Source organism: Marivita cryptomonadis (genome assembly GCF_002115725.1).
Lineage (GTDB): Bacteria > Pseudomonadota > Alphaproteobacteria > Rhodobacterales > Rhodobacteraceae > Marivita > Marivita cryptomonadis.
Map to the genome: position 1 here is coordinate 1 of NZ_JFKD01000024.1, position 15,596 is coordinate 15,596.

Annotated in this window: 15 protein-coding genes; 6 read left to right on the forward strand and 9 right to left on the reverse strand. The window is 49.5% G+C overall.

What is annotated here, in order from left to right; all coding sequences use genetic code 11:
- The 3 genes from MCRY_RS19305 to MCRY_RS19315 form a co-directional block, all read right to left on the reverse strand.
- Positions 1 to 3,447, reverse strand: a 3,447-nt coding sequence (locus MCRY_RS19305; protein WP_085632929.1) for a class I SAM-dependent DNA methyltransferase, incomplete at its 3' end; no start/stop codon positions are given.
- Complete coding sequence (locus MCRY_RS19310) at positions 3,448 to 4,029, reverse strand: hypothetical protein (RefSeq protein ID WP_085632931.1); 582 nt, start codon at positions 4,027 to 4,029, stop codon at positions 3,448 to 3,450. It lies immediately after the preceding gene.
- Positions 4,026 to 4,460: a helix-turn-helix domain-containing protein gene (locus tag MCRY_RS19315; RefSeq protein WP_085632932.1), complete on the reverse strand. Its 435-nt coding sequence runs from the start codon at positions 4,458 to 4,460 to the stop codon at positions 4,026 to 4,028. Before MCRY_RS19315 ends, MCRY_RS19310 begins: the two co-directional genes overlap by 4 nt.
- A gap of 175 nt (positions 4,461 to 4,635) precedes the next feature.
- On the opposite strand from MCRY_RS19315, the gene MCRY_RS19320 reads away from it, so the two are divergent.
- The 4 genes from MCRY_RS19320 to MCRY_RS19335 all read left to right on the forward strand — a co-directional run bounded on the left by MCRY_RS19320 (position 4,636) and on the right by MCRY_RS19335 (position 8,027).
- On the forward strand, positions 4,636 to 4,869 hold the full coding sequence (locus MCRY_RS19320) for a hypothetical protein (RefSeq protein ID WP_085632934.1): 234 nt from the start codon (positions 4,636 to 4,638) through the stop codon (positions 4,867 to 4,869).
- Positions 4,866 to 5,075, forward strand: a complete 210-nt coding sequence (locus MCRY_RS19325) for a hypothetical protein (protein WP_085632936.1) — start codon at positions 4,866 to 4,868, stop codon at positions 5,073 to 5,075. The genes MCRY_RS19320 and MCRY_RS19325 overlap by 4 nt, the downstream gene beginning before the upstream one ends.
- Positions 5,054 to 6,088, forward strand: coding sequence for a tyrosine-type recombinase/integrase (locus MCRY_RS19330; protein WP_238939455.1), 1,035 nt, complete (start codon positions 5,054 to 5,056; stop codon positions 6,086 to 6,088). The genes MCRY_RS19325 and MCRY_RS19330 overlap by 22 nt, the downstream gene beginning before the upstream one ends.
- A gap of 724 nt (positions 6,089 to 6,812) precedes the next feature.
- A complete protein-coding gene (locus MCRY_RS19335) occupies positions 6,813 to 8,027 on the forward strand; it encodes a hypothetical protein (protein WP_085632940.1) in 1,215 nt (404 codons plus the stop codon).
- A gap of 234 nt (positions 8,028 to 8,261) precedes the next feature.
- Here MCRY_RS19335 and MCRY_RS19340 read toward each other — a convergent pair whose 3' ends face one another.
- Both MCRY_RS19340 and MCRY_RS19345 read right to left on the reverse strand, forming a co-directional pair.
- Positions 8,262 to 9,542, reverse strand: a complete 1,281-nt coding sequence (locus tag MCRY_RS19340) for a hypothetical protein (RefSeq protein ID WP_085632942.1) — start codon at positions 9,540 to 9,542, stop codon at positions 8,262 to 8,264.
- Positions 9,539 to 11,230, reverse strand: coding sequence for a hypothetical protein (locus MCRY_RS19345; protein WP_085632944.1), 1,692 nt, complete (start codon positions 11,228 to 11,230; stop codon positions 9,539 to 9,541). The genes MCRY_RS19340 and MCRY_RS19345 overlap by 4 nt, the downstream gene beginning before the upstream one ends.
- Positions 11,231 to 11,270: 40 nt before the next feature.
- On the opposite strand from MCRY_RS19345, the gene MCRY_RS22655 reads away from it, so the two are divergent.
- A complete protein-coding gene (locus MCRY_RS22655; RefSeq protein ID WP_139834129.1) occupies positions 11,271 to 11,537 on the forward strand; it encodes a hypothetical protein in 267 nt (88 codons plus the stop codon).
- 109 nt (positions 11,538 to 11,646) lie between these two features.
- Here the strand turns inward: MCRY_RS22655 and MCRY_RS19350 are convergent, their stop codons facing one another.
- The 3 genes from MCRY_RS19350 to MCRY_RS19360 all read right to left on the reverse strand — a co-directional run bounded on the left by MCRY_RS19350 (position 11,647) and on the right by MCRY_RS19360 (position 13,506).
- Positions 11,647 to 12,225 (reverse strand): tyrosine-type recombinase/integrase, encoded by a 579-nt coding sequence (locus MCRY_RS19350; RefSeq protein ID WP_085632945.1) that lies wholly within the window; start codon positions 12,223 to 12,225, stop codon positions 11,647 to 11,649.
- A 153-nt stretch (positions 12,226 to 12,378) separates the two neighbouring features.
- Complete coding sequence (locus MCRY_RS19355) at positions 12,379 to 12,681, reverse strand: DUF6626 family protein (RefSeq protein ID WP_085632947.1); 303 nt, start codon at positions 12,679 to 12,681, stop codon at positions 12,379 to 12,381.
- 216 nt (positions 12,682 to 12,897) lie between these two features.
- Positions 12,898 to 13,506, reverse strand: a complete 609-nt coding sequence (locus tag MCRY_RS19360; protein ID WP_085632949.1) for a hypothetical protein — start codon at positions 13,504 to 13,506, stop codon at positions 12,898 to 12,900.
- A gap of 120 nt (positions 13,507 to 13,626) precedes the next feature.
- Here MCRY_RS19360 and MCRY_RS23440 point away from each other — a divergent pair, with 120 nt between their 5' ends.
- On the forward strand, positions 13,627 to 14,052 hold the full coding sequence (locus MCRY_RS23440; RefSeq protein ID WP_244897939.1) for a hypothetical protein: 426 nt from the start codon (positions 13,627 to 13,629) through the stop codon (positions 14,050 to 14,052).
- A 49-nt stretch (positions 14,053 to 14,101) separates the two neighbouring features.
- Here MCRY_RS23440 and MCRY_RS19370 read toward each other — a convergent pair whose 3' ends face one another.
- A complete protein-coding gene (locus MCRY_RS19370; RefSeq protein WP_139834130.1) occupies positions 14,102 to 15,502 on the reverse strand; it encodes a tyrosine-type recombinase/integrase in 1,401 nt (466 codons plus the stop codon).
- Positions 15,503 to 15,596: the final 94 nt, after the last annotated feature.

Sequence of the window (15,596 nt, forward strand, 5' to 3'; positions counted from 1 at the left end):
AGCATAGCGGTTCTCTTCCAGTTTCTCAGCCTGGCCCAGTGCAGCCAAGCTATCCAGCAGCGGTTGCACGCTCGTTGTGCGGGCTCGCATGAAGCGGCGGGCGATTTGGTCGGGGGTGGCTTCGCCCATTTCGGACAGGGCCTCGCGGACGGCGGCGATTTGGTCGGGGAGGGTTTTGGGCCATGGAGCCTTTTCGATCTTGGCGACCGCGCCCAGGTCCATCTCTGTGGTCTTGCCCTTGGCGGCCTGTGCGCCGGTAGGGTTCTGGTATTCGGGGCGGAGCCAGCGGATATGGCCGCGTGCCTCTTCTTCGGCGCGTTCTTTGTTGAGCGCGACGAGGCGGAGGAGGATGTCTTCGTCGCTCATGTCCACAGGCCAACCATAGGCTTCGGCCACGGCGGCGTCGATCTGGTCATGCAGGTCACGAAGGATACTGACCAAGCCTTGGTCATAGATTTCTTTGTCCTTCCCCTCGATGGTTTCCCCCGCGCGTAGCTTTTCCAGTACGTTGTACATTTGGGTTAGGGTCAGCTTGGGATGAGCGGCTTGTTGGCGCTTGCGGTGCGCGTCGAGGTCTTCGCCCAGTTGGCAGAGGTGAGTTTTCTGGCCCTCGGTGAGCTCGGGGAAGGGGAACGGATCGAAGCATCTTGTCTTTGCGTAAACTGGATCGTTTCCCACACCTAACCAACTTCCGGCGGCGAGCGACCAACAAACATGAAGGCGAGAAGAAAGTATAGCCAAACGCTCAGGTTCTGACACGCAAAGCACTATCAACTTATTGTCTGGCAACACTGAAGCATCCAAGAACTGAAAAATCCGATGCTTCATGGTTTCAACTGTTGCAGTGTATCGTGGCAATCCTTCTAGGGCTGGTCTTAAGTCTCTACGTGGCTCGCCGTGTATCCACCAATTCTTTCGATAGCTTGCGCGATTGTTTTGCTCTCGTTCCGGCTTCACGTTGTCAGTTAAATGTTGGTAAATCGCAGGAAATCGACTTCTCACTTCGGACTCTGAAAGTCCAAAAAGATCGATTGCCATAACTCCGCGTGGATTTGCCGTAAGGTCACGACCGTTGCGGTACTCTCGGATATGATTTTCTGCCTTATCGACTGCTCCGAGCCCAAGAGACTTGGCGATCTCAGGAGTTACAATAAAGCCCGATCCGATGAGCTGGACGCCGCGATAAGCCAAGCCCTCATTTGCAAAGAGCGGTTTTGATCCAGCAACATTTGCTCCAATCTGAAGATTGGAAAACACCTTACCGATCTGATGATCAAATGTCACGGTGCGTCCGTCAGCTTCACTCTTTTCCTTGCTCTCTGTCGCGACGGTCAGCAGCCGCCCAACCCGATTGCCCGCCGCTCCCACGGTCATGGCGATCCGCACCGCAGCCCCATAGAGCGTATCGACCCAAGGATGGTCAGGAATGGCGAAGAGTAGCGAGAGCGGCTTTTTCGGGTCGTTCAAATGTGGCTCCAGCACACGCCGGTTGAACGTTTGGCGCAAGCTATTCGTGGTGATCAGGCCAAAGCGGCGGGTGCCTTTGCTGGTCTTGGCGTTCCAAGCCCGCGCAGCTAGCGCTGCCTTTTCCCACCAGAACATCACAAGATCTGCGCTTTGCGGCATCTTGGGATAGGCCTTCCACAGTGCCTCGACATAGCCATCGCCCAGCGAGTCGCGCAGGCGCGAGGCTCCGATGAAGGGCGGGTTGCCGACGATGAACTCTGCCTCGGGCCATTTGGTCGCCTTCGGCTTGGCATAGTCATAGACCTGCACGCGGGCGTCGGGGTCTGGCACTTCCTCGCCTGTCACGTTGTGGCAGACCGTGGTTACGCCGTCCCAGCGGGTGACTGGTGCGCCGGTGTCGTCCATGCGCGGAGTACGTTCTGACCATTCGAGCACAGCGTCGGCGTTGCGGATGTTCTTGAAGTCGCGCAGTACGGGTTCTGAAGGAGCGGCCTTGCCATAGGTGCGGAAGTGCCATTGTAGATAGCCGATCCACAGCACCAGCTCGGCCACATTCGCGGCCCATGGGTTCAGCTCGATCCCAAGAAATTGGTGCGGGTCAACGGTGATGAAACTAGTTTGGGTCTCGCCCAGCTCGGACAGCAGCGCGGTCACCTCGCCCTCAAGGCGTTTCATCATCTCAAGCGCGACATAAAGGAAGTTGCCGGAGCCGCAGGCGGGATCAAGCACGCGGATTTCGCAGAGCCTGCTATGAAAGTCCCTGACGAGTTGCAGGGCGTCGTCGGATTTGTCGTCTTCGGTCAAGCGCTGTACGGCGGTTTGCACGTCGCGCCAATCTTCGCGCAGCGGTTCCATGATCGTGGGCGTGACCAGCCGTTCCACATAAGCGCGCGGCGTGTAGTGCGCGCCAAGCTTGTGACGCTGGCGTTTGTCGAGGGCGCGCTCGAGGAGCGTGCCGAAGATCGCGGGTTCGACTTGTTTCCAATCCGCCTCTGCCGCTTCGATCAACAGGCCCAATTGCATGGTGTTGAGCGGCAGTGCGTCGGCATCCTTGAACAGACCGCCGTTAAAGCGCTTGAGGTCCTGCATCAGAACGGGAGAGAAGCCCCCGGTGTTCATCACCTCCCACAGGCTTTTAAGCGTGGGTTCAGCGTGTTCGGGGTGGCCGCGCAATTCCTTGAGCTTGGCGGTGAAACTGCCCAGTGGGATCAGCTCCACGTCCTCAGCAAACATGGAGAACAGGCAACGCATTAAGAAGCGGGCAACGGTTTCGCTGTTGTGGCCTTGGCTTTCAAAGCTATTGCCCAGTTCGGCAAGGTGCTCGGCGATATCACGGGTGACTTCGGCAGATTTGAGCGAGGGGTCGAGGCTGTAGGGATCGGTCCAGATGGTGCGTAGCAGGTCGCGGGTGTCTTCGTTGTGCAGCTCATCAAGGAAGATGCGGTATCGGTTGCCATCTGGAAACTGGTTGTAACCTTGGCCTTGGCGCGAGAAGTCAGCGTAGAGCTCGATCACGTGACCAACGTCGACGACCATGAGGAAAGGTGGCCAGCCATCGTCTTTGGCTACCGCGCGGGCGTAGTTGTCAGCCTGATTGCGCGCCTTGAGCATTGTGTCGTCCCAGGCGGCGGTTCCCCGCACGCCGTGGCCGGTCCGCTTTTGTTTGCGGTCGGGCGTGCCTTTAGTCAGGTCGCCTTGCCGGTTCTTCTTCTGGGTTACGCCTTGCTTGGTTTCCAAGATGAAATGACCACCGCGGTAGACGTCCACAAAACCGGTGCTGCGCTTGTGAGTATGTGCAAAGGTCACAGGCCGCTCAAAGCGGTAGTGATCATTCGCATCGTCGTCAGTCGCCGGGAAGGGGCGTTCGAGGCCAAGCAGCTCAGTCAGTTCGATGATAAACAGCTGGTAATTCGCATGTTCGCTGCCGCCAGACGGCTTCCAGCGCGCGATAAACTCGCTGATCTGCTCTTTGGTGGTCATTTACTGGTCAATCACTTTCAGCTGAAAAAATCTTTGGTCAATAAAAGTCTCAATGGAATAGGTGTTTAGGAAATGAGCGCTCGCTTCCAGAGGGCGCGTGAGAACCTTTTCAGTCAGCGCCACGATGCCACTAATCAAGATGCCCGGTGCCATCCATAGCAACGGATAAAGTGTGAAGCTATCCGCCCAGAAATTCAGGTAGAGCATAGGCCCAACAAGAAATGGCAAGCCAATGGCGAAGAGATAGCGCAGCGGCTTTATTTTCAGCGCTATCGCATCGGCAAGTTTGTTGTGGTCATCATACACTTGGTTTTCCCAAGCGAGGTATTCGTCCTCCAATTGCCCGCGAAGGTAATGGCCGCAACGGCAATAGTCGCGGGTCAGATACTCCGCTTCACCACAGGACGCGCAGACCAACGCATTTCCGTTTATGCTCTTCGGGCGGGAGGGGTCAGGCTGCTTTGCCGCTTCCTTGAGATCGAGCCCATGTTCGTCGAGGAAAAGGTCAAGCTTCTCAGATAATGAGACTTTCCGTGGCCTTAGGACGTGAACATTAGCGGGTAAATCAGTGTTAGACATCATGCCACCAACCCCAAAATGCTGTCTATGCGTTGTGTATTGGGGGCGCTTTCGGTGCTGCTAAAGGCATCGGAACCGAGAAATTCAGCAAAGAGAAAATCAATGGCGTCCCATTTCTTTTCTGGTGTCACGCTCAAACCGCGTTCACCAATACGATGCTCAACCGCGAGGCCAATCTTGCGGTAGGCCTGCGTGACCTCTTCGTGTCGCCTGCTCTTACCGCTTTCTGTATCGCCTTCCAGTATCCAGAGCGGGTCAACATCGAACTCTTGGAATATCTTCAGGAGCAGCGAGCCCGTCAGGTCCCTTTGGCCTCGTTCGTAGTATTGATAAGCGCTACGACTGATCTCGAGTCGCTGCGCCATCTCCTCCTGAGAGAGGTGCGCTTGGCTTCTTACCGCCGAAAGACGATTTCCTAGGCCCATAATAGTCATGAACAACTCTCTTACTAGTTGCGCCGACCACAAAGCTGGTTATATATGCTAAATATAACCACAATTGGTGGCGATGCGGCTGTTTGATCCAACTTCAGCGTACTTTTGTTTGATCCTGAAGGCAAAACAGAATCTTTCGCTTCGTTTTGTGGTCAACTTGAACATGAGGTGAAGCATGACCAAACTTCTCGAAACACCCAAGGAATTGGCGGACCGAATTGGAATTCCGGTGACAAACGTCCGATATCTGATCCGTGAAGATATGTTGGACCATATCTTCACCGCACCTGGACAACGCAACCCGAAGATTCCGAGCGGCGCTTGGGAAAAGTATGTGTCTCAATTCACCGTCAAAGCACAAAAGGGTGCGCCGCGAAGTGCGGGCCAAGAAATGGGGGCTGAGAAATGACGCGGCACACACCCATCATGGCCAGCGAGACGACCGCCGCGCGGTTGCTCGATTTACGGACGAACGAGTTCAAGGCTTTGGTCGATGAAGGTCACTTGCCACCGGGGCATGAAATTGCGCCCGGTGTTGTTCGTTGGGATACTGAGGTTCTGAAACGAATTTCAGCAGGGGATGTGACAGAGCTATGGGATCAAATTCAGTGGTAGGCCGACGCAAGAAATACCTTTGGCGGCATCCGTCTGGCCGTTGGTATGTGCGCAAGAGCGTCAACGGGAAGATGATTTATCTTGGACGTATCACTGCTGAAGAGGGCACGGCTGAATTCGACCGCCAATACTGGGAGATTTTAAGTGGCAAAAAGGCTAATGTGAAAACGTCATGGACTGCGCTCATCGGCGCAATGCGAGAAACAGATAAGTGGGCCGGGTTTTCCCCCCGTTACCGACGTGACCTTGATAATGCCTTCGAGTATCTGACAGAAAAAATCGGTCACATGGATGTGTCTCGGCTGACCGAAGCCGATATTTACGAGGCGATGGACCAAAATCGCCATCGGGTCAGGTTTGCCAATTACCTTCCCACAGCGATCAGCATGTTATGCAAGTTGGCGATCCGAAAGCGTTGGCGCGACAACAATCCAGCAACCGAAATAGAACAGCTCAAAGTTCCAGAAGGTCGCAAGAAGCCACACCTGCCGTGGACCGATTGGGCTGTCGAGAAGATGCGGGAAGAGGGCGCGCCTTTGCCCCGCCTGATTTTTGAGATTGGTGTGGGGAGCGTGCAGCGCCCCGGTGACTGGGTGGATTTTCAATGGGGCGACTATGACGGCGATACCCTCAAGCTGCGCCAGAATAAGACAGATACGGTCCTTTCACTGCCCTGCACGATTGCACTCAAGGCGGCACTCGATAGTGCGAAAGCTGATCTTGGGTTTGCGCCCCATCCATCGCGCCACATCCTGACGCGGGCTGATGGTTCCAAAATGGACTATCACGCGATGGCGCGTGTGATGGTGCGTGACCGTAAGCGATTGGGCCTTATGGCCCATGACCAACACGCCTTGCGGTATCGCGGCGTGATGGAATTGGCGTGGGCGGGCTGCACTGACGATGAAATCGCCAGCTATAGCGGCCACACATCCAAAGAGATGATCATCAAATATGCAGGGGAGGCTCGGCAAATCATGCGTGCGAGACAGGCGGTAGCAAAGCGCAAATGACCCCGAACAGAACAGGCACAGAACGTGAAACTGATACCAGAGGTGATACCCAATGAGCAGAGAAATTCGTAACCCATTGATTTTATTGGAGGCGAGTACCGGAATCGAACCGGTGTACACGGATTTGCAAAAGGTATACATCTAATAAAGTCGTTTATCATCAGAGGAGTAAAAGCATAATTAGAACATGTGCACAATTTTGTGTACATGCCATAAATGCATACATTTTATCCGTGCACATGCGATTTTGGTTCTGATCATCAATACTGAGTGCACTCAGGTAACCACACGTTACTTCAAAGTTTGAAGTAAGGCGAGCTTCATGCGATGATTGTGTGGGGAAGTGCCAGTTGAGAAAAAATGCTGCTTGTGGCTGGTGCATTAAACTTAAGTGCTTGTGTCTGAGAGCTGACACACAGCTGTGTCGCTGCTACAGGTAACACTGAACGTGAACGTGCACAGCGGCAGCTGTCGGCTATGCGTGAGGCTGCGAAGCGGTACGAACGCTTTCAACATATCTTCAAAGCCTGCAATGCAAGGATTAATGTCGGCTGTATGGCGGCCAAAATTGACAATAACGTAGTAATATTGCTTGTCTTCACCTGCTAAGGTTGTCAATTTGCCTCTCAAACTCGCTGAAATGGTGGATCGAATGCAAGGTGACTTACCGGTAGCATATTAATCGATCTGTAACAGTGAATAAAATTTAGGCGCGAAGGGTTAAATGCAAATGCGGTGTGTTTTACATATTGGACTTGAGAAAACTGGCACCACTTACATTCAAAATTCATTGTATGAGAATGCATCAGAACTTTATGCTGATGGAGTTTATTTGCCGGAGCGCTTAGGCATTTCGAACAATTGGAAAGTGCCGTCTTACTTTAAAAGCGGTTATGAGGGCTATAATTTAAAAAAAATCGGCGTTGAGTCGAATGAAGAAAAAAAAGAATATTTCAAAGATTTTTTTGATGACTTTATGTATGAAGTTAAAAATGCGCGAAACTGTGATAATTTTCTTATAACTTCAGAACATTTCCACAGTAGCCTGCGCACTCAGATTGAGATAGATGCGTTGAAATCGTTTCTTGACCAATTCTTTTCGGATTATTTGGTTATTTGCTATTTTAGGGAGCAATCTGCACTGGCAAAATCTCTGTATAGCACACATTTGAAAAGTGGAGCAACGAACACTTTCGACAGCTTCTTAGAAACCGTTGTGCCAGAAAATTACTATTACAATTTTTTGCAGATTGCAAAGCAATGGGCGCAAGCGTTTGGGGCAGACAACTGCTGCTTTCGTGTATATGATCACTCTGCCTTTATTGGTAAAGATATTTTTGCTGATTTTCTGCACGCTATTGGCGTAGCTAGCTTTAAGTCTATAACTCCAATTCAGGCGCGAGTTAATCATTCTTTATCGCCAATGCAGTGCATACTGCTTCGTAAATTAAACGAAATTATTCCACATTGGAATGACAAGAGGGGAATTTCTGAAGTAAACAAAAATTTAAAGGAGCAATTACTGAATTTGGATTTTGCGAAAAAGGCGCATTTGGATTTGTTTGATACAAAGCCCGTTTATCAAAAATTTGAAAAAATAAATACAGAATTTGAGCAAAAATATTTACCTGACGCCAGGCTGCCTCTGCTTGAGAGGGCTATTACACAGCCCGAAACGAAATATGCAAGTGGCGAAGTTGTTTCAATGTTGTTGGAAATTGAGGAAATGTTTTTGCTCGAAGTGAAAAAGCACGAACGTGTAAAGGTTGAAGAGCGCCCAGCAGCACTAAAAAAAATAATTGATGTACTAGACTACAAAGTTCATAAGTGGATATCTGAAACAAGTTTAGCGCCGGCTGCAACTAGAAAGAAGTTTCAGCCAATTACAGAACGGCGGCGGGCAAAATTGATGCGAAAATATAATAGTATAGATTTCTAAGCCATCACTGAAATTAATGATTGCTGCGATTGAGGCTTCAACGCTTTCAATAGTTTGGCTCAGTGTCAATTTTGGATTTATAATTATTTTTGTATTTCTCTTATGTATCAAGGTGTAATACACCCAACTCATGGATATATTTGCTAAGCGGCTGTCGCGCAGCCTTAAGCTGGTCGGCGTGAAAACTTGCATAGCTTCTCGTTACTTCAAAGTTTGAAGTAACGAGCAGTTGCGTCAATTAAAAGCTTGCTCGATTTGTAGCAAACCTTCTGCAATTTCGAAGGGTATGCGACTTTGATCTCCTAGTTTTGGGTCAAACACCAAGTCACATGCGTCAGTGAAGGTTTTGTGGTAAATGTACTGATTGTGATTTGCCAGAAGCTGCTCGCTAAAGTTATCCAAATATTCCTGCGCCATTACATCCTTTTCAACCATCATCTCCTCTATACTCACCCGCTGTAAGGCAGGAGAGTTGCTGTCTGGCAAAAGGTATGTGCGAGATGTTGCATTGACGTATTTGGGGTTTTGGACCAGTCCCTCAGTTTTTATTCGCCATGTTGCAATTGCGTCTTCCAGTGTGGGCATTTGGCAAAGTTGACGGAATTCTCCAGCAGTTCGGAATGGGCTGCTACTGTCAAAACTTATTTTCAAACCAGCATTGCCAGTTACTCGGCGCAGTTCGTTTTGGATTGCGGTAAAATATACAGCTTCTTCCGCTGAGCTGGTGCCCAGTATATGTATCCATTCTGTTTCGTCCAAAAGCTTGTCATTCAGCAACTTTGTTAGCCAGTATAGCACACTGGTTAAGTCTTTCTTTGTATCGCTGCCCAATGCCCACCCACGTGTAAAGGTGAATGGCGTTACTGCTTTGTACCAAGCGTTGCCAGTATCATCGCCAATGTCTTGTAAGACGTTCAGATACTTGGCACGTGCTCCTGTGTCTTTGCCTGAATTTTTCTCAAAATACCGAAGATTGTGAACGCTTAAATCAATGAGTTGATCCACACTCAATTTTCTGAGTGCTGATTTTCGGTCTCTGGTAGCCCAAATCGGCATGTCCAATGTCATTGCATAATCGCAATATACATCGAGCCAACGTAAATATTGCGCTTTCAAATCCGAGTTTTGCATCCATTTTCTGCAAAACTCATCATTTTTGAGATTTTGCCAATTTTTCGAGCCTGCAAATTTGAACTTGGCTATCTGGTATCCGCCGCTGTCTCCAATCACCGTTGTGCGTTTGGGATCACGTGTGCTTACAATATCGGCGGTAGAGAGGTGGGAACTGCTAAACAAGCCTGCGCTGTATAGGGCGTATTTGCTGTGCCAAAGGGCACTCTGGTCGTTGAAGTAATTCAAATCGTTGAGTGTAAGGTTGCCTGGTAGTTTTCCACCCCTTACTGCTTGACTAGGCATGCAAGCCAGCTGTGCATATTTTTTCTGCAAGCTGGGTAAATATACGGCATATTTGTCATATTTTTCGGAAAAATTCACACCGGGCAAATTGCTGTTCATTCGCTGGCCTCCTGTGTTTTGAGCGTGTTTGAAAACACAGTTTCATCACGTTTGCCATTGGTGTCAGCTGCTGGAATAAAGTGCTGATAGTCAGCGATGGACGTGCTGTAGTTGATGTTCATCACATGTGAATTTGCTTGAATTGTAATTTTATCCGTATCCAATACGATGTTGGGCAAACTACTGAACAACAGAACGAAGTCTTTTGCTGCGCATTGGAAGGAAGCGCTGGCGTCTTGTTTGAAGCTTGGAGTGATACCAGCAAGCGCTACTGAATAGCTGAGTTGGTACTGCTGAGCTTTTTCATCCCACCAAGCATGCAACACAAGCTCGTCTTCAGTCAGCATCACCATTACTGTGCGATTTTCCGGTTTGTTGTGTTTACCGGCAATTTTGTTAATCCAAGCCGTTAAACACACGGCATCAAACGTTGCTAGCCACTGCTTGCTGACTTGCATTGTCCAATCGTACTCAATCTGACTGGGATTAGAGACGAATGGTTGTTGGATAGCGCTTTGATCCGACAGCTTTGTTACATCGTAAAAATGAAGACGTCGGTTTTTGGAACTGGCAGTGTCGGTGAGCGTGATGTTGTAGTCGGCAACACGTGTGCTGGTGTCGGGTGTATAGCCTGCACTTGGCTCGGCTGTGTAAAGCGTGAGTTTGTTTTTTCCCAGCAACTCAGCTTCGATCCACTGCCTGTCTTTTCCAAACAAAGTGGCTTCGGTGGCAAAATCGAAGTCTTGTTTGCGTTTGATTTGGGATACAACACTGACAGTTGTGGGACTTTTGCTGACAAGGATGTCGCTGTGCTCAGGCCGTGTGCGTAATGTGGTGTTCACTTTGATCTTTTCAGGCTTTTGTCCCTGCTTTTTGCGTACAATAGTGCTCTCTGCAAAATATCGTTTGCGATGTTTTTCCAGCTTTTTGGGTAAGGCGTGTGGCTCCAAAGCCTCTGCGATCAATCGCAGATTGGGTGCCACTGAAGTTCGATCAATATTGGTGCAGTAATCTAAAGCCAGCGCAAGAGCAGCTTCGCTGTAGTCAGTGCCAACAATGTCGATGGTGCCATGTTCTGTGCGGCGGCCTAGCATGACAATTAGCCCGTTGTCGTTTGTGACTGCATTGGGAAAATTATTGAGTGTAGCCAATGGCTGTGAGTTCGATGCGGCTTCAATGCGTTGCGTGCTAAGAGCTTGCGCAACTGGCGTTTTCTTCGCAGGTGCAGGCGCAGTTTCACTGTCTTCGTTGGTATCCACTTCGTCGGCATACAGCTCTTTTTCGCCTCGTAAGCCACCAAGCCCACCACTGGCATGAATAAAATTGAGTAAGTGAGCGCGAGGATCATTTTGGTAAGCTTGAAGATTATCAGAATACTGCTCATCAATCCGTTGCATGCTTTTTGCCCAATTACTGATGGCGCTGGCACGTGTGCTTGCATCAACATTCCAAACCAAACGTAAGAGGGCGAAAAAATTTGGCTGATTACTTTGTGGTTTACGGACTGTAATGCCGGCGTCTTTGTATTTAGTGGCCAAATATTCCGGATCTTCATGCGCCTCTCGCCACCACAAATACGCATCAACAATGCCTTCGTATAGTTGCTGTCTGCTGTTCTTATACGTTTCGGTTTGCGTTTCAGCCGCTGCCTTCAGTGCGTCCAGTTTCTGATCCAATGCGTGCGTCATCCCAAGCTCCTTACTTCAAACTTTGAAGTAACGTGATGCTGTGAAAAATTTTCTCAATGATAAATATTGTGCGAACGCCCATTTAACAGGCAAGATCAGCGAGCGGCAGTTGACGCAGCACCAGTACTTATGGATTTGGCAGGGGAGTTTGATGCGCATACAAGAGATTGAACGCAAACCAAAAAAACGCAAAGCGGGCAAAGCCAGCGATAAGACGGATTGGGAACGGAATTTGACAAAGCTGCGCAGTAAAAAAAGACAGCTGAAACCACAAAGCCCAGTTAAGCCGGTGAGCTTGGTGCGCTGAAGATGTAATATCTTGCAAAATTACATGGTTTGAGTGACGCGGAACAAACACCGCTGTAAAATAACGCTCCAAGCAATTGCACACATAGTCGAAACAACGAGAACGAAGATCAGTAATCCACCAGCTCTACAGCGCTGCGCAGCTTGTTCTCATTCAAATCAATATAGCGCATGGTGGTGTTGAGATGACTATGACGGGCAAGCGCTTGGATCACACGTGCGTTGATGCCTTTATCCGCAAGCTCCGTCACAAACTGACGACGCCCACTGTGCGAACTCGCACCAGTGATACCAGCAATCTTGTACAAGTGCTGAAACAAGTTCACCATCGTCTGCGCTGTAAATCCCCCACCCTGCGCACTGAAGATCAATGGCGAGCTGGGTTGGGCGATGCGCTGCGGATAGGCGTCTGCATATTTTTGCAACGCCTTGCGCAATTTGCCGTTCACAAGCGCCGTGCTGCTGGCGTTCCCTTTGGTCTGTTGGGCGGACATGTAAATGGTATCCAGCACATTGCCTGCCGCATCAAAAACATCGCCAACACGCAGCGCAGCAATCTCGCAGGCGCGTAACCCTGCATAAAAACTCAACGCCACTGCTGTGTGATTTCGAACTGCATGACGCTGTGAATTGATCACACTGTGCAAACGACGACGCTCAACTTGCGTCAACAAACGGGCTTGCTTCATTTGCTGTCTCTCCAAAAAGATGTGGCTGTGTACACGCACAGCATAAATCCTAATCTTTGGTGGCACGATGGTTTTTGTAAAATCTGCTAAAGCACTGACGTCATTGATTTTATGAGCAAATGATTAAGGAATATGTATTGTATAATCTTTCGCTCAACACACCTCTGCAATGTGATGCTGTGTTCGCAAATACTGCATCAGCTGCGCTTCAACGTCTGCCAATACCTGCTGCTGTTGGGTTGTGAGCTGAGGGCGGAAATGACAACGGCGTAATGCACGCACGCACTGTATGGCGGTTAGTATGGTGAAATCTTTGTTTTGATACTTGCGCAGCGAATACGTACTTCTGCTTCTGTTCAAAAACTGCTCGCTGAACTCTTCACCGCTTAAAACCAAATCCACCGCTTTAAGCTGAGTGTATACCTGCTGCATGAGGGGGGCTGTGTTTGCGTCCATGTCGTCTCCTGTTCGTTCTTCCACCGTGTATTCATCTTGTCAGTGTCAGTGTCAGTGTCAGTGGTTGTTTGGGTGTTGGTGTTAATTGGGTATAGTAAAGATTGGCGTTGACTGCGCAGCCCAACACCAATCTCCCACACCAAATTGTCCTGCGCCTTTACCTTGCTGTATGCCAAGCACTTCAGCAATCTGCCTAAATTGAGAATTGTCGATGCCTTAGCGTTGCTGCCTTGCACGTGCCCGTTGTTGGAGTTGTTCAATTTGCCAGTCCAATGCCTGTAATGCGCCGTTGAGTTGAGAACTTGAGATTTTGTTGCATATGCGTGTGACGAGTTTTGTGTTGTGAATATCTGCCTGTAAATTTGGTGTTAAGGGCTGAAATGACGTCAGCTCTGCGATGGTGTCGGTTTGCTGCTGCTGCACACTTTTGGATGTGTATGCTGCTGCATTGCTGGCATCACTAACCGGTGTGATCCAATTGTATTTTGTCCCCGCAGTGCGCACATGAATGTCGCTCCAAACTGCATTGAGAATGGCACAAAGCGGTTTGGTGGCGATGGGCGCTGTACACATGAAATGCAGGTGAATGTTTTGACCACATGCGCCGAATTCCGTAAAGCACCAGCGCTGTATTCCCATGCCTTTGCGTGCTGCATGTCCAAACAGCATCACGTCCATCCTGTGCCAAAATGTTTTGAAGATGGGCAGAGCTTGATTGGCGTGAACAAAACGTCCGTTGTCAAACTTTAAGACACCAACGATCTTGTAGTGTGGCTTCTCAAGCTCTGCGATCCAACCACCATGTGTGCGCTTGTTCCAATTCATAACTGCGTTTCCTTCACAGTTATTTATCCTTTGTAAGCAAAGGCAGGTTATTTTCCGGCTCGTTCCTGTTTTGTACCGGCGTTAGTTTTGCAATGACCGTCACACAAGGAGCATTTTTCCATGTCACATCTTGCCAAACTAAACCTAAAATCCGTTCAACGCAGTGTGCAAAAGGATCCTGCCATACAACGCAGGGAAAAGCTTTGTTTGGCGTTGGAACGGCAGCTGCTGGTAGTGGAAGCTGCGCTGACGGGTTCACAATACACAGTTACAGAAAAACGCTGGCGTGAGAACGAGTTGGGCGAACGAGTGCTTGTGGATGTACAGCGAACGGTAAGGCGCTGGTTTTTTGAGCAAGATGGTGGGTGGTACGTGCAATGCAAATATGGCAGCCGTGTTCTGAACATCTACGGCAAAAGCAACGCTGTATTCGTCAACGAGCTTGCTGATGTGCGTCCTGTGCTGGAAGCCTTTTATGCAGCAGCTGCTGCTGGTGAATTGGACAAGGCGATTGCTGAATTGGGCCGTAAAAAGGGCAACAGCTAACTTCAAACTTTGAAGTAAGGCGCTGAGCAAGGCTTGGCGTCTTGCCTGTTTATTTGAGTATTTTCAACAAGCTGTGCTGGTCTATCAAGTCAGCGTTCATTGCCTCCAATGCCAACATCCGAATATCAGCTGTGGGTTCATAACCGTCCGCATGTACGCCCAACGCTGCCAAAAAGGCTGACTGGTCTATTTTGCCGGATTTCAACATCTCAAAAGCAAGTGCAGCAGGATCGGTGGAGGTGTTGGGCTTGGCCTTTTTTCCATCTCTGCCGCTGTGTTGATCTGCGTTGATGAGAGGACTGTATTTACTGTAGTGCCGGTCCAGCATCAAAGTGCTGTTTCCCATTTGCTTGCTCAGCGCATGTGTGCTCATGCCACGTTCCAAGTCTTGCGTCGCATAAAAATGCCGCCAGCTGTACAGTGTTCGATCCAACCCATCTGCGCCAGTCTTCAAATTCAACTCTTGCAGTAATGTGTTAAAAGCACGATTAACGTTGGCAACTCGGATCACTTCGCCCAAGCGTGTCGTCCAAATTGGCTCATTGCTTTTTGCAGTAACAAGCTGATCGAAAGTTGTGTGAGTAAGGCGAGGGTTGAGCTGGCTTTGGCGGTCCAAAAAATCAACGACGCGATCACGTGCAATGATTTTGCGTTTTTTGGTTTTGCCATCCACGTTGATAGCCAAATAGCGCTCACCATCTTTTGTGTGCCATTCGATGTGTTGCCAACATAGCGCTAACGCTTCTTTGCCGTGTCGTATGCCAGTGTTCGCTAAAAACAGAACATAGTTGCGCAGCGTTTCTCGTGTTGCCGCTGCTTTAGCGTCTTTGGTTTTTTGGTGAAAGCTGCGCAGCGCTGTGTAAATAGTTTTGTATTCGTCCAGCGTGTAGCTACCCCTGCCTTGCGTCTCCACGCCTTTGTTGAGCAGGGTAGGGCGCAAAGATTTGTTCAGCCAGCCACGCAGCTCTGCTTCATCAAAAACGCGATTAAGCGCAGCGTTGTGGTTATTGATGGTGCTTTGCGCAAGCTTGCGTCCTGCTTGCCGTTCTCGCCACGTGTCGAACTGCATCAGCGCTGCCAAATCAATTTTGGCAACATCGGTTTTTTCGAAGTAGGGGATCAAGTACCTTTGCAAAGCAGAAATGTAATCTTTGTAAGCAATTTTGCCGGTGCCAGCATCCAGTTCGTCTTGCATGCGCTTTATGGCGAATTCAGCGACATGCTTAAACTTGCGAGTATTTGCGGGCAGCTTGTTTTTAAGGCGAGCCTGTGTTTCATAATACAGCTCTAAGGCTATCTCTTTCGCCTCCTCTACATCGTCTGTTCCTGTGCTTTTTACGTCACGTTTGCTGTTGGGCAAAGTTATGCGAGCGTACCAATTGTTGCTGCCTTTGCGCTTGTCCAAACGCAGCTTTTTGTGCACCTGCACAGTTTTTGCACCGTAGCTCATCGCATCAAAATCCAAGCTTTTGATTTTATGGAACTATAGCGCAAAAGGCCCAGCGTCGCACGTCAAAACTGTGTACGGGTTGTGTACAAGACCT